The sequence below is a fragment of the Methanobrevibacter sp. genome (assembly GCF_045603845.1).
Lineage (GTDB): Archaea > Methanobacteriota > Methanobacteria > Methanobacteriales > Methanobacteriaceae > Methanocatella.
Map to the genome: position 1 here is coordinate 1 of NZ_JAZUMY010000048.1, position 16282 is coordinate 16282.

Annotated in this window: 7 protein-coding genes; 2 read left to right on the forward strand and 5 right to left on the reverse strand. The window is 32.4% G+C overall.

Going from position 1 to position 16282, the window contains the following annotated elements:
- On the reverse strand, positions 1–830 hold an 830-nt coding region (locus ACKI2W_RS04145; protein WP_407379530.1), incomplete at its 3' end, for an RNA-guided endonuclease InsQ/TnpB family protein.
- Between the two features lie 289 nt (positions 831–1119).
- On the opposite strand from ACKI2W_RS04145, the gene purD reads away from it, so the two are divergent.
- Positions 1120–2430 (forward strand): phosphoribosylamine--glycine ligase, encoded by a 1311-nt coding sequence (purD, locus tag ACKI2W_RS04150; RefSeq protein ID WP_407379532.1) that lies wholly within the window; start codon positions 1120–1122, stop codon positions 2428–2430.
- Between the two features lie 221 nt (positions 2431–2651).
- Here purD and ACKI2W_RS04155 read toward each other — a convergent pair whose 3' ends face one another.
- Both ACKI2W_RS04155 and ACKI2W_RS04160 read right to left on the reverse strand, forming a co-directional pair.
- Positions 2652–12452 carry a right-handed parallel beta-helix repeat-containing protein gene (locus ACKI2W_RS04155; protein WP_407379534.1) on the reverse strand — a complete coding sequence of 3267 codons (9801 nt, stop codon included), beginning with the start codon at positions 12450–12452 and terminating at the stop codon, positions 2652–2654.
- Positions 12453–12563: 111 nt separating this feature from the next.
- Positions 12564–13319: a hypothetical protein gene (locus tag ACKI2W_RS04160; protein ID WP_407379536.1), complete on the reverse strand. Its 756-nt coding sequence runs from the start codon at positions 13317–13319 to the stop codon at positions 12564–12566.
- 337 nt (positions 13320–13656) lie between these two features.
- Here ACKI2W_RS04160 and ACKI2W_RS04165 point away from each other — a divergent pair, with 337 nt between their 5' ends.
- A complete protein-coding gene (locus ACKI2W_RS04165) occupies positions 13657–14775 on the forward strand; it encodes a radical SAM protein (RefSeq protein ID WP_407379538.1) in 1119 nt (372 codons plus the stop codon).
- Here the strand turns inward: ACKI2W_RS04165 and ACKI2W_RS04170 are convergent, their stop codons facing one another.
- Together ACKI2W_RS04170 and ACKI2W_RS04175 are read right to left on the reverse strand one after the other, a co-directional pair.
- Positions 14776–15333 carry an AAA family ATPase gene (locus ACKI2W_RS04170; protein WP_407379540.1) on the reverse strand — a complete coding sequence of 186 codons (558 nt, stop codon included), beginning with the start codon at positions 15331–15333 and terminating at the stop codon, positions 14776–14778.
- Positions 15334–16110, reverse strand: coding sequence for a ParA family protein (locus ACKI2W_RS04175; protein WP_407379542.1), 777 nt, complete (start codon positions 16108–16110; stop codon positions 15334–15336).
- Positions 16111–16282: the final 172 nt, after the last annotated feature.

Here is a 16282-nt window from a genome sequence, read left to right on the forward strand (position 1 = left end):
TTTTGTTTGTTTTTTAGTTTTTCCCACCATTTGTTGAGTAGTCTTTTTGCTTTGCGGTATCGGTTTGAGTTTTTTTTATGTGTGCTCATTATTTTTTGGTAGTGGATGATTCTGTCTGTTTCTTTCGTTAAATCTAGATTGGCTATCTCGTTTTTGTTGGAAAGAACTGCTAGTTTTTTGCATCCGATGTCAATGCCTATTTGTTGATTGTCCTTTTTTTCAACAGGCGTGTGAATACATTTTATGTTAATTATTGCGTAGTATTTCATGTTTTCTTTTTTAATGGTTGCATTCTGTATTTTCACGGTATTGTCATGTGGATCACTTCCTTTTTTTAGTAAATCTTTGTATTCTTTGCTTGTTTTAAATTTTACTAATCCTAATTTTGTTAATTTTAATTTAGGATATCCATTTTTGTCCAGGTTTATTCTTACATTGTTTTTGTTGTTTTGTATTCTGACGCTGTCTTTTTTATTCTTTTTACTTTTAAACCTAGGATAATTTGATTTTAAATTAGGATTAAAATATCGTTTAAATGCCTGGTTGAGGTCTCTTTCAGTTTGCTGTAAACAGGAGGACTCAGATAAACCCAGAAAAGAGTATTCTTTTTTCAACATATTTAAAATGATATTACATGAATTATTATTGACTTTAACATAAGAGGAATAGTCATTTTGTATTGATAACGTTTTAAAATTGTTGATGAAAGCTAATGTTTCATTCCAAACAAATCTTGCATTTCCTAAATTTTGCTCAATTTTACCAATACTAACAATCTTTTCTTCATTATCATTAAAATCAACTTTTGAAGGATAAATACGAATTTTCAAACTCTTATTAACCATATTCATGAAAAAAATCCCATTATGATGATAGTTAAAAAAAATATTATTTATATTTTAAAAGTGTTTTTATACTAAATAATATTATTAAAATTAATATTTAAAATAAGTCCGAGAGCATTTGAACAGTAATGGCGCCCCCCATTTTATGTGCAATTCATCCTCACCTTAAGAAGGCGAGGTATTCTTGCACATTTAAGATAAAAGATTTCACAAATTTGAACTAACTATTTAAATATTTTTAAAAATATACATTTTATATAAGGAGAATCGTATTATGAAAGTCTTAGTTGTTGGAACAGGTGCTCGTGAACATGCCATTGCTGATGCTTTAAAGGATGATGTTGAGTTATACTGTTATATGAGTAAAGTAAACCCTGGAATGAGCAAAATTGCAGAGTTTAAACAGGGCGATGAAGGGGAAGTTGAAAAAGTAGCCGAATTCGCAAAAGAAAATGACATTGAAATCGCATTTATCGGTCCTGAAGCTCCCCTTGAAAAGGGAATCGTGGATGAACTTGAAAAGAACGGAATCAAATGTGTAGGACCATGCCAAAGCGCTGCAAGAATAGAAACCGATAAATCATTCATGAGAAAACTGTTTGAAGATTATGAAATTGACGGATCATTGATTTACAGAGTTTTCGACAATTACGAAGACCTAAGCAAATTTTTAGATGACTTTGACCGTGACGTTGTTGTCAAGCCTGTGGGATTGACCGGTGGAAAAGGAGTTAAAATTGTTGGAGACCATCTAAAAGACAACAATGAAGCAAAAGAATACTCAAAAGAAGTAATTGACAATGCAATGGGAGGATTTGCACAGGTAATTATCGAAGAAAGAGTAATCGGTGAAGAGTTTACCATCCAGGCATTCTGTGACGGAGAACACCTGGCTCCAATGCCGGCAGCTCAAGACCATCCTCATGCATTTGAAGGAGATCAGGGCGCAATAACCGGAGGAATGGGTTCATACTCCGATGCTGATGGACTTTTACCATTCTTAACACAGGAAGACTATGACAAAGCCGTTAAAATCATGGAAGATACCATCAAAGCAATAGCTGAAGAAGCAAAACCGTACAAAGGCATTCTTTACGGCCAGTTCATGCTGACTGCAGACGGACCTCGCTTAATTGAGTATAATGCAAGATTTGGTGATCCTGAAGCAATGAATGTGTTGCCATTACTTAAAACTCCATTAATTGATGTTTGTAAGGCAATCGTTGACGGAACTTTAGGAGAAGTTGAATTTGAACCGAAAGCAAGTGTATGCAAATACATTGTACCTGACGGATATCCTGAAACAGAATATGCAGGAGAACTGATTGAAGTGGATGAGAAATCCATTGAAGATATGGGTGCAAAAGTATTCTACGCAGCAGTTGGACTTGAAGATGACGGAATTCACCTGTCAGGTTCCAGAGCTTTAGGTATCGTTGCAAGCGGCGAAAGCATTTCCGAAGCAGAAAAAATAGCTGAAAAGGCATGTGACTATGTAAAAGGAAATGTATACCACAGACGCGATGTCGGTACCGAAGAGCTTGTTGAAAAACGTGTTGCACACATGAAAGAAATTTTAAACTAAATTTCTTTTACCTTATTTTTTTATTGAAAATCACCGAAGAAATAACTGTCACTTTAATTGAATTAATGATTAATTATTTTATAGTTTTAATTATTAACTATTAAAATTTTAAATGATATAGTTAATTTAATAAAACCAGTATTTAAAATTAGAACTTATAAAATATGTTATCTATATGAAAAAATAAAAAGTAAGGGAAAATCAAATTTCCCATTTTAATGTTAATTTTTTCTTCTTAATGTTCCGGCAGCTAAAGCAATTAATGCAAGTAAAACCATGATTAATGGATTACCTGTTGCAGGAGTTACATCAACTGATTTTGGAGTTGAAACAGGAGGTTCAACATCAGGAACTACTTCTTCAACAATTACGCTGTCAAAGTCATAGTTATTAGTCATGTTAGGGTCATATGTATCGCTGACAACATTAACCTCATTGATGAGTGTACCGGTAGCATTTGCTATTGTTTTAATAATTAAAACCGCACTTTCGCCATTAGCCAAATCTCCGATAGTCCATACACCAGTATTGAAGTCAAATGAACCTTTTGTCATAGCATATGAAACCAATATTAATGTGTTAGGTAAAACATCAACAGCTCTTGTGTTAATTGCTGAATCCTGACCTAAATTAGTAACATTAATTGCCCAGGTTACATATTCTCCTTCAATAGCAACAACAACTTTTTCAACAGACAAATCAGCTACAGGATTTACATGAGTTGTATTGTTGGCATTGTTGTTATCAGGATTAGGATCATAAGTACTGCTGTTTACATTAGCAACATTAAGAATGCTTGAGTTAGAAATTGCCACTAAAGTAGATAATTCTAACTGTACGCTTTCACCATTTTTCAAATCACCGATATACCAGATACCTTCTGTTGAATTAAATCTGCCTTTAGTAGCTTTGGATGACTGATAAACTAAACCTTTTTCTAAATTATCAAATACATAAACGTCTTCAGCAGTTCCCGGTCCGTTATTTGTTACAACAATAGTCCAGGTAATCACATCACCGAAATTAGGATTTGAATTTGAAACTTTTTTAATGATGCTTAAATCTGCAATTGAATTGACTTCAACGCTATCGTTAGCAGAGTTATTAGCAGACATTATTACATTAGTAAAGTTTCCGGCAGCAGTAGTATTGAATACTACATAGAATGTTGAATACTCTCCAGGCATTAGGGTAGCATTCAATTTCCATGTTAAAGCTTCATTTATCCACATTCCATCTTCATCAATGAAATGATCATAAATTAGTCCATCATAAGATGTTTCTTCCACTGTCAAATCGTTGATATCGATTAATCCTGTATTATGTACTATAATTTCAAATATTACCTGTTGGCCGACGTAAACTGTTTTGTTTAAAGCGATTTTTTCAATTTCACTTAATGGCTCAAAGACTTTCACAGTATCATTTGAGGTTTTGTTGCCGGAGACAATCACATTGGTAAATTCGCCGGCGCAGGTTGTGTTGAAAACAACAAAGAATCCTGCATATTCACCAGGGGATAATGCAGTGGTATAAGTCCATGTTAAATTATCATAATCCCATGCGCCAATATAATCAGTAAAGTAATCATAGATTAATCCGTCGAATGACAATTCTTTTATGACAATATTATCTAATGCAACTTCACCGTCATTGTGCACAACAATTTCAAATACTGCATTGTCGCCGATGCGCAAGTTTTTATTTAATGCAATTTTTTCAATGACATAGCTTGGTTTTAAAACTAAAACTGTGTCATTTGAGGTTTTTTCTTCTGCAGATACCATGTTTGTGAAATTACCTGTTCGGGTAGTGTTGAAGTAAACTGTGAATCCTGCATATTCGCCAGGATATAATCCAGTTACATTCCATGACAAATCAGCATTTTTAGTGAATAAGCCAGTATAGTCAACAAAACTATCATAAATTAATCCTTCATCAAAGATTTCACTAATTGTAACATTCAGGGCAACATTTCCGGTATTGTGAATTACAATTTGGAATATCGCCTGTTCGCCTAAAATGATTACTGGATTGATAGTGGTCTTAATCAAATCAAATGATCTTACCTCAGTATCATTGTAAACCGGTTCGTCCTCGCTTTTATTGAACACTTGTGTTGTATTATTTGAATATACTACATCACTTTCGTTTGAACCTGCGAATACATAATTAGTAAAGTTACCTACTTTTGTAGTATTGAAATAGACTAATAAAGCAGAATATTCGCCAACTTTCAAAGCATGATTTAAAACCCATTTATTGTTTGAATATGTCCAATCTCCATTGTTAATGAAATGATCATAAACTAATCCTTCATATGAATCTTCAACAACATAGACATCATTCAAATCAATGCTGCCAACATTGTGAACAATGATTTCAAAGATTACCTGTTCACCAACAACGCGATAAGGTGTTAAAGTTATTTTTTCAACTTCCAATTGTCCTTTGATTACTGAAACGGTTGTGTTGTTTTCAATTTTTCCAGTTTCGTTGGAACTTGCAACAACAGTATTTGTGAAGTTTCCTTCAGAAGTTGTCGTAAATGTAACATAGAATGCTGCATATTCATTTGGTGTTAAAACACCGTTTAATGTCCAAAGGCCCTTTTCATAAATCCACAATCCATTGCCCTTATAATCTTTATAGATTAATTCAGCTGGCGCAATATCCTCAACAACAACATTTGTCAAATCAACTTTTCCAGTGTTGTGAACAATAATTTCAAATGTAATTTCATCTCCTGCAACAACAATCGGATTAAGCGCAATTTTTACAACATCCAAACCAGGATTTAGGACTTCTACAGTGTCATTTGAGGTTTTATTTTCAGTTTTATCAGATGATACCACTACAACATTAGTCCAATTACCTAAACTGGTAGCATTAAACTCAATGAATAAAGTAGCATAACTGCCTTTAGTTAAAACACCATTATAACTCCAGGAATAATCATCCAAATAAGTCCAATGAGAAGTATTGTGATAACCAACATATGTCAAGCCTTCAGGAACAATTTCACTAACTTTAACATCAGTCAAATCAGTCTCCCCAGTATTGTGAACTGTAATTTCAAATGTAATGATTCCATTTAAAGTAATTATTTTAGTTAAAGCGAGTTTTTCAACGCTTAACTCCGGTTTAAGAACTTCAACAGTGTCATTTGAGGTCTTATTTTCACAATCATCAGAGCCTGCAACTACTACATTAGTAAAGTTACCTGATTTAGTAGTGTTGAAAGTAACAGTGAAATTTACAGATTCTCCGGAAGCTAAAATACCATTATAAATGAATTTATTATTATTTTTAATCCAATTAACACCATTAAAACTATCATAAATCAGCTCATCAAAGGATTTTTCCTCAACAAACACACCATCTAAATCACAGTCACCAACATTAGTCACGACAATCTCAAAGACCGCCTGATCACCCGCATGAACAACAGGAGTCAAAGTAGTTTTTGTTACATTCAAACCAGGAGTGCGAGGATTCGTTGTGTTATTAGCAATATTATTTTCTTCATTTGGATCTTTAGTGCTGCTGTTAACAACAGCCACGTTTAAAACTGTGACATTGCTTATATTAACCAAAGTTTTAATTTTTAAAACGGCAGTTTCATTATAAGCTAAGTCTCCTATAGTCCAGATACCAGAAGTTGCATTATATTTGCCGTTAGAGTCATCTGAAATGTAAACAAGACCGTTAGGTAATTTGTCTGTGACATATGCATCTTTAGCTTTTCCAGGACCGTTATTTGTCACGATTACAGTCCATATAATTTCATCTCCATAGATAGGAGTTTTATTTGAAACTAATTTAACTGCGGATAAATCAGCGCCAACAACATATGTAGTATTATTTGCTGATTTATTTTCACAATGATCACTGTTAACTACTACAACATTTGTGAAATTACCTATTTCAGTTGTATTGAATACAACAAAGAAATCTGCATATTTTTTAGACTCCAAAGTTGAATTATAAGTCCAACTTAAGTCATTGTTCTTAATCCATTTACCAGTATAGTCAAACCATGAATCATAGATTAAACCCTCAAATTCTTTTTCATAAACTGTAATATTTGTTAAATCAACATTTCCATAATTGTCTATGATTATTTCAAAGATTACCTGTTCTCCTGCAACGACTGTGTGATTGAGAGTAATCTTTTCAACACTGAACTCAGGTTTTACGACATCAACAGTATCATTAGCTGTTTTATTTGGAACCAGGTCATTAGTTACATTGACTACATTAATGAAATGTCCTGTTTTAGTTGTATTGAAAGATACGAAAAATCCTGTATATACTCCCGGGCTTAAATATGAATTAAATGTCCAGCTTAAATCATCATTTTTACTCCATAAACCGGTATCATCAAACCAGCCTGCATATATGAGACCTTCAAAGTCTGTTTCATAAACCGTTAAGTTGGTTAAGGTTACTTCACCTGTATTTCTAATGATTATTTCGAAATAAGCTATTTCTCCCAAATGAATAATCTTATTGACTGTTAGTTTTTCTACAGAGAAATCAGGTTTTAAAACTTTAACGGAATCATTAGCTGTTTTATTTGGAACTTCATCAGAACTTACAACAACCACATTAGTGAAATTACCAACATCAGTAGTATTAAACACTACAAAGAAACCAACAAATTCACCAGGAGCCAAACTAGAACCTAAAGACCAAGTCAAATCACCATTCTTAGACCATAAACCAGTGTCATCGAACCATCCAGCATAATCCAAACCATCAAAAGACAACTCATCAACAACAACACCATTCAAAGCAACCCTACCAGAATTACCAACAACAATCTCAAAAATAACCTGATTGCCAACAACTACAGTCTTATTAATAGCAACCTTATCAACAACCAAAACAGGCTCAACAACTTCAACACTGTCATTAGCTGTTTTATTTTCTGTTTCATTGGATGTTACGATAACAACATTGGTGAATTCTCCAGTTTTATTAGTATTGAATACAACATAAAATTTAGTTGTTTCTCCCTTATAGAGAGTTGCATTGTATTTGAAGCTCAAATCATTATTTTTAATCCATAATTCTGTATTATCAATAATATGGTCAAACTCTAAAGCATCATCAAATTTCTCATAAACTGTTACATCGTGTAACCTTTTATCTCCAGTGTTTCTAACAACAATCTCAAAAGTAACCTGATTGCCTGATAAAACAATTTTTTCTAATGCAATTTTTTCAACAGTTAAATTTGGATTTGTTGCATTTTGTTCAGGGTCTATCGGAGGTTCTTCGTAAACTTCAGTGGTATTGTTTGCTGTTTTATTATCAGCTTTATCTGCACCTACAGTTACGGTATTAGTCCAATTTCCAAGTTTAGTAGCATTGAATATAACAGTTAATGTAGCAACCTGATTAGGATTTAAAGATTTAATAAGTTTCCATCCAGGAGTTACAGTATTGAAATCATAATACCATTCTTCAGTGTCAATGAATGTCACATAGGTTAATTCCTCATAATCTGTTTCTTCAATGAATACTCCTGTTAATTCTGTTTGACCAACATTTCTAACGACTATCTGGAATCTTGTTAAGTTGTTTAAAGGAACAATAGGATCTAATGAAATCTTTTCAACTGTAAACATCGGTTTTACAACAGTTGTATTGTTTTCAGCGGTTTTATTTTCAGTGTAATTAGCTTTAACAACAACCACATTAGTGAAATTGCCTTCACCAGTAGTATTAAACACTACAAAGAAACCATGAGACTCGCCAGCAGAAAACTTATTTTCAAAAGTCCAGGAATAGTTTCCAATAGCTTTCCAATGACCTAAACCGTAAGCATGATCAAAAATCAAACCATCAGGAACATTTTCACTGACAACAACATTAGTTAAATCGACAACTCCAGTATTTCTAACAATGATTTCAAAAGTAACCTGTTCGCCGACACTGACAAGAGGATTCAAACAAATCTTTTCAACACTAAATTCAGGATTGACGGCAGTTGTATTGTTTTCAGCGGTTTTATTTTCAGTGTAATCTGATTTTACAACAACCACATTAGTGAAATTACCTGCCACAGTAGTATTAAACACTACAAAGAAACCATGAGACTCGCCAGCAGAAAACTTATTATTAAACATCCAGGAATTATTATCTATTTCCTTCCAATGACCTAAACCGTAAGCATGATCGAAAATCAAGCCGTCATATTTAAGTTCATTGACAATTACATTAGTCAAATCAGTGATTCCAGTATTTCTTACAATAATCTCGAAAGTAACCTGTTCACCAACACTGACAAGAGGATTTAAAGAAATTTTCTCAACAGTGAATTCCGGTTTTACAACAACAGTGGTGTTGTTGGTTGTTTTATTTTCTGCATTTTCACTGCCTGCAACAACCACATTAGTAAAATTACCAACCACTGTAGTATTAAACACTACAGTGAATCCGTGAGTTACTCCCGGAGCAATTTCAAATTCATAAGTCCATCTTGTTTTTCCATCAACAACAGATTCTACCCAGAAACCTTCGGTGTTGGCATGGTCAAATACCAAACCTTCATAAGAAAATTCCTCAACAAACACATTGGTCAAATTGACTAAACAGGTATTTTTAACGATAATTTCAAAGATTACCTGTTCACCTAAAATAACCATAGGAGTAATAGTGATTTTTTCTACTTCTAATTCCGGTTTAACAACTGTTGTATCATTGCTAGCTGTTTTGTTATCCGTTTCATCACTGCCTGCAACAACCACATTAGTGAAATTGCCTGCTCTAGTGGTATTGAACAATACGGTTAATATTGTGACCTGGCCAATAGACAATTTATCTTTTAAAGTCCATCTGTTTTTACCGTTGACTATTGAATGAATCCAGTGGGATTGGTTTAAAGCGTGGTCAAATATCAGACCATCATAAGAAAATTCCTCAACAAACACATTGGTCAAGTTAGTTAAACCTGTGTTTTTAACTACAATTTGGAATTTAACTTGCTCTCCAATAGAAACAATAGGAGTAATAGTATTTTTTTCCACGATAAAATTAGATTCTAAGATGACTGTATCATTTGAAGCATTATTATTGCTCATGTTAGAATCAGGGGTGCTTGAATTGACAAAAACATTGTTGATGATTGTAGTATTATCCACATTAATTTTTGTTTTAATGTTTAAAACAGCTGATGAGCCCTTATTCAAATCACCAATTTCCCATCTTCCAGTGGTGGAATTATATTTTCCGTTGGAATCATCGCTTACATATGAAATTCCGGAAGGAAGAACATCTATTGCATAGGCATTTACAGCTATATCAGGACCGTTATTAGTGACTTTAATAGTCCAGACAATTGTATCACCAATTACAGATGTTTTTTGGGAAACTAACTTAACAACACTTAAATCCGTGAGAGTATTTGATTTGGTAGTGTTATTTGCAATATTGTTGGTTTCATTTGGATCATAAGTACTACTATTCACGCTAGCTACATTAAGAATAGTGGTATTTGTAATGTTTACAATAGTTTTAATGTTTAAAATTTTAGTATCATTAACATTTAAAGTGCCAATTTCCCATCTGCCGGTAGTTTCATTGTAATTTCCATCAGCACCATTGAAAATTAAACCTGCAGGCAATTTATCAATTACATAAGCATCACTTACATTATTTGGACCCTTATTAGTGACTTTAATAGTCCATGTAATTTCATCCGCGAAATTAGGGGTTTTATTTGAAACAGTTTTTTCAATAGCCAAGTCTGCAACAGGCAGAATCTCAAAGTAAGTCATGTTTGTAATGAATTTATATAAACCATCTTCAAAGTGAGTTACATTAACTGAATAATTTCCAGGAAGAAGACCTTTTTCAGATACGCTGGCATTACCATAAATACCGGTTTTGGAAGTGAAATTAATCACGACTTGACCTGTTTCAAGATGAGTAACAACTATGGTAATATTTTGTAAGTCTTCACGTGGATCCTGATAAATAAGAGTTCCGTTTTCACTTTTATCGACTCCATCTACAGGATTAATAATATTACTACCTGTATTATGTTTATCATTTACAGAAGATTCATAGGTAACATTTTGGAAGAAAATATAATTAGGGCTGCCGTCGTTATAAATAGCATTAATAATATTATCTCCACCTCTGTGGGTAACATTGATGATTATGACGCCTTCAGGATTATAATAGAAACGCTTATCATTAGTTACTCCGGTAATCAGATAACTCCATGCCTGATTTTCAATGAAAGTATCATCTTCAATAGTCAAGTTTTGTCCCCTATTATATATCGCTGAACCGTTACGTGCTACATTATTTTCAAAATATGAATAAGAGATGTTTGAATTATTTCCTTCAATATAAATAGCTCCACCTAAACCCTGATTAAGATCATCACTGGATGCGATAGCATGATTTGAAGTGAAGTTTGAATTGGTTATAGTAAGGTTATCACCGTGTGAATGTATTGCTCCTCCATGGATGACAGCACTGTTGTTGTTGAATAATGAATTATCAACAAAGGTATTATCTCCAACCACATAAATTGCTGCACCTCCTTTTAAAGCAGTGTTATTTTCAAAGGTAGAATTTTCAATTACAGTATTATCACCAATAATATAAACAGTACCTCTTGAACATTCGTGTTCATAAAATTCGGAATTGATAATTGATGAATTTTGACCGTGAACATAAATGGCTGAACCATTTCCGTCAGTTGCGTAATTATCCCAAAAAGTACAATTAATTGCTCTATTATTATTTCCTGTTATGTGGACCGCTCCACCTTCTTCGGTACCTGTATTGTTTCTGAAAGTACAGTTAATCATAGTATTGTAATGTCCCTCAGTAATTCCATCCAAACCATGATCAATACCTGCAAGCATATAAGCCGCTCCTTGTTTAGCTGTATTATTTTCAAATATACAATTTTCAACAACAAGATAATTTTGACTGGAACCTATAGCTCCGCCTCTTTCAGTTGCAGTATTGCCTATGAAAGTACAGTTTATGATGTTACTGTGGTAATTCTCATTGATTGCCCCATTACCATGAACATAAATCGCACCACCGATACCTGCGCTACAATTAATAAAATTTGAATTGAGAATATCCACTCTATTTCCATATTGTCCGGCAACACAGATTGCTCCAGAGTGTCTGTTGGTTGTACAATTAACAAAATTACAATGGTCGAGTACTGAATTATAAGTAACAGCCATTGCAGCATATTCATAATCATTTTCATCCTCAGGTTCGTGAGAATGACAATTAGTAAAGTTCACGTCATATAAGTTACTATTTCTAAATACAAAACCTGCAACTGCAAGTGAAAAATTTTCAAAGCTAACATGATTTAAATTACAATTTATGAAAAAATTCGGATACATACATACGTCATTATAATTTTTGAAAGTTATGTCTTCAAAATTGCAATTTTCTATAAAATTACGATTATTAATGGTAATTGCTGATACATTTCCAGCATTGAAAACACCATTTCTAAAAGTTAAACGTTTGCTTGTCTGAATTACTGGTGTGCCTCCAGGAAGTGCTATAATTTCTTTTCCTTCCAAATCTATTATGTCGCCATCCCCAGCCTGACTTATTGCGTTTCGTACATCACTGAAGTAATTGCCATCAAAAGTTATTACATTACCTTCCTTAAGGATTACATTCTCTTCAATGCTTAATCCCAATAAATTTTCATCAGGAATATTAGCAAAATTAATTTCATTAGATGAAATGCTTGGAGCATCAATTAAATAAACATTATTAGTTATTTGTGAAATATCTGTTGAATCGTTAACTATTTCATCAGAATTTTGTGAAATAGCTGAATCGTCCAATATAAAGCCGGATTCATATACTGAATCTTGTGTATTGACTTCTAAATTAGTAGTATCTAAATTAACTTGGTAAGTTTCATTTGCAAAATTATCGCTTGCAGAAACTGCCCCAAAAGTTAATGATAAAGTTAATAATAAAATTAATCCATATAAAATCTTCTTGTTCATAGTTACACTCCCTGTCAATATAAAATTGTTAAACTTAGTATCACCTGATATGTCAAATTGATAATTTATACGTTTTAGTTACTTAATTAATAAAATATTTAAATGTATATCTCATTCGATTGTTTTACTCGAAAAAAAAGCTTCATTATAATTAATTATAAAAATTTGATCAAAATTAGAAAATATCTGAAAAGATGAAAAATTAGAACTTAAAATATTATAAATGGAATTGCTATGACTGCATATAATTGAGTGATTGATTGAAAATGCATAGCCAGTGTGTAATTTATCGCTGGATATCAACATGTTTATATCAACATCATGAGTCAAAGAATTACAATAATCATTATAAAATATTAAATCATCATGTGTTAACACTTGAAATTTATCGATTTGTTTAAATTTGGATAAATTATGACAAAAATCCATTGTTTTAAAACTTGAATCAAGATTCATACAGATAAAAACTTCATGATTGTTAAAGAAATTATTAAAAATATGAACAGAAATAGTTATTGAAATATTATTAAACTCCAAATCTGTATCATTGTCCAAAGTTTCATTTATAAAAGAACAATTATATTGGTAATTTTCTATTTTATGATAATTTTTAGGGTTGTTAATTATATAAGAATCATTATACTCTTGATTAGACTTAACAGGAGCGTTTTCATCCTCACTGATAATGTTATTTTCAACAACATCATCTTCTTTTAACTCCTCAAAATCATGATTATCAACTTCAATGAAATCAATGATTGAAATTTCATCATTATCAATATTAACTGAATCATCAACGTCGCTGGCATGAGCTGCAGAGATCATTAATAAAGTCAATATAATAATCATCATGAATTTTTTAATCAATTAAATCACCAAAGTCAATATATTAGTACAATAATTTTTTCCTAAAAATAGCCATCTTATTTTCAATAGCTAAACTCATATTAACATTCATCATATATATACTTATACAGTTTAAGCATGATTTTTAAAAATATTAATCAATGTATATCTATTTGATATTTTCTTATAGGACTGTATAGAAATTTTTAAAAAAATTGACAATTTCTATTTATAACATAGTTATACTGACACCTATCCAAAATAACGCCAGTTATATGGAAAATATCCAGAAATAATAGAAAAATCCTATTCTATTGTAACTCAAAATTAATATACATCAAAGATAATAATTATTACTATGAGCACATTAGAGAAGATAAAAATATTAACTGATTCAGCACAGTATGATTTATGCGATTACGTTAATCATAACAAGAGCTCTCAAGTTAATCTTCCGGGAATTTATCATGCAACCGGACATAACGGCTGTCAAATTCCGCTGTTTAAAACTCTTCTGACAAACAAGTGCAAAAATGACTGTAAATACTGTATTAACCAGTCAAAAAGAAATTTCACAAGGCTTGAACTTGCACCTCAGGAACTTGCACATACATTCCTTAACTATTACAACAGAGGTCTGGTGAACGGTCTGTTCTTAAGTTCAGGGATTGACAAGGATGAAGATCTCACAATGGAAAAAACAATAGAAACCATTAGGATTTTAAGAAAGGATTATGGATACGATGACTATATCCATTTGAAAATTGTTCCAGGAGCATCAAAGGATTCAATCAAAAGGGCAATGGCTCTGGCCAATAGGGTCAGCATTAATATAGAAGCTGCTACGCCTTCAGGACTCGCAGAACTGTCATCAACGAAGGATTATAATAAGGATATACTGAAGCGCCTTCACTGGATTGACAGTCTACATGGAAAGAGCACGACTTATCCAAATTCTACCCACACCACACAGCTCATTGTCGGTGCGAATGATGAAAGTGACAGGGAAATTCTACATAGAATGGAAAAAATCTATAATAAAACAAAACTTAAACGTACATACTTCTCAGCATTTTCACCTATTGCGGAAACTGAATTTGAAAATAAAGACGCATGCAGTACAGACAGAACTGCAAAACTGTATAATGCAGACAGTTTGTTAAATGATTACCATTTCAAGCTTAAGGAACTTGTCTTTGATGAGAACAATCAGCTGTCATTAACCCAGGATCCTAAAATTTTAGCAGCAGAGAATATGGATATATTTCCTGTAGAAATCAACACCGCACCATTTGTTGAGTTGATTCGGGTTCCAGGCATCGGTGTGAAATCAGCCAGAAAAATAATTTCAATCAGAAAAAAAATGCCTTTCAAAAATAAGAATGACTTAAAGAAATTAGGTGTGGTTGTAGACAGGGCTGAGAAATATATAAAAATAGACGGAGCATATCAAAGTCTATTAGAGAATTTCCAATAACTATTTTAAATCATCAAACAATTCCCAAATATCAGGATATTTCTTGGAAACGGCTTCATCGATTAAAATTGAAGCTTCCCTACTGATACTGAATTCGGGTTCTGTTTTTCTTAAATATCTGAATACTGCAGCAGATCTTGATGACCATAATGTAATCCTTGGATTTTTATCTACAATATCTAAAACTTCGGCTACATTTTCTTGTCTTTTGACATCTTGTGGATTTGATATATCGTTTTGAGAGTCTTCATTGCCAGATAGGACTTCGGATGAGTCAATATTCTCGTTGTTTTCCTCTTGGATTTGCTCAACTGACGTTTCTTCCGGTTTATCTTCCTCTTGGTTTTCTTGTCCATCATCATTATCAACATCATCTACAGTAGATTCTTCAATATCATTTACACTAGATTCATCATTGGTAATAGATTCTTCAGTAGAATCCTTATTTTCCTTTTCTTTTAGCATGTCTTCTAAAGATTTAGCACCATTACTGTCAAAATCTTCATCATAAAACTCTGGTATTAAAGAATTTAAACCTTTACCAAGTCCACGAGCCATCTAATCACTTCCGTCTCTTTCTAATATTTCTTTAGCTAATTTTAAATAAGATTTAGTTCCAGTACTATCCGGATCATAAATTAAACATGGTTTACCAAAACTTGGAGCTTCAGCCAATCTGATATTTCTAGGAATAATAGTCTTCAAAAGCAGGTTGGTGCCGCCAAAGTAACTCTTCAACTCTTTGTGAACATCTCTGCTTAATCTGGTTCTTTTATCATATAACGTTAATAGAATTCCTTTGATTGGAGTAGGACTCCTGAGTCTTTGTTCTACAAGTTTAATGGTATTAATTAAATCTGCAACACCTTCAAGTGCATAATATTCAGCCTGAATTGGTATCAGTACACTATCAGATGCAACTAATGCATTTACAGTTATAACACCTAAGGAAGGAGGTAAATCAATGAATATATAATCGAATAATGGAACAACATCCTTTAGTGTCTCTTTTAAGATAATATGATAATTCTCTTTCTGGCTTAATTCAACGCCAGCACCACTTAATGAAATATTGCTAGGTATAATGAATAAATTCTTTATAAAAGTAGGAATAGTTGCCTTTTTTACATTTATATCCCCAATGATTGCATCATAAATAGTATTTTCCAATTCATTTTTGTCTATTCCAAAACTTGTAGTTGCATTTGCCTGAGGGTCCATATCCACAACTAAAACGGATTTTCCCATTACAGCCAGTGAAGTTGCAGTGTTTACAACAGTAGTAGTCTTACCACAACCTCCTTTTTGATTCATTACAGCAATTACTTCACTCATTGAATTATTCTCCTAATACAATTTAAGTTATAGGTCTAACAAATAAATTAGACCCTTTAACTTAAATGAGATAAATTATAAGTTAACATGAATAAGATTTAATTTCTAAGTTAAAGGGTTTAACATAAAAGATAAACCCCGTAACTTAAATGAGATAAATTATAAGTTAACA

Coding starts and splice junctions, on each gene's coding strand:
- purD (WP_407379532.1), top strand. CDS start 1,120: ATGAAAGTCTTAGTTGTTGGAACAGGTGCTCGTGAACATGCCATTGCT.
- ACKI2W_RS04155 (WP_407379534.1), bottom strand. CDS start 12,452: ATGAACAAGAAGATTTTATATGGATTAATTTTATTATTAACTTTATCA.
- ACKI2W_RS04165 (WP_407379538.1), top strand. CDS start 13,657: ATGAGCACATTAGAGAAGATAAAAATATTAACTGATTCAGCACAGTAT.
- ACKI2W_RS04170 (WP_407379540.1), bottom strand. CDS start 15,333: ATGGCTCGTGGACTTGGTAAAGGTTTAAATTCTTTAATACCAGAGTTT.
- ACKI2W_RS04175 (WP_407379542.1), bottom strand. CDS start 16,110: ATGAGTGAAGTAATTGCTGTAATGAATCAAAAAGGAGGTTGTGGTAAG.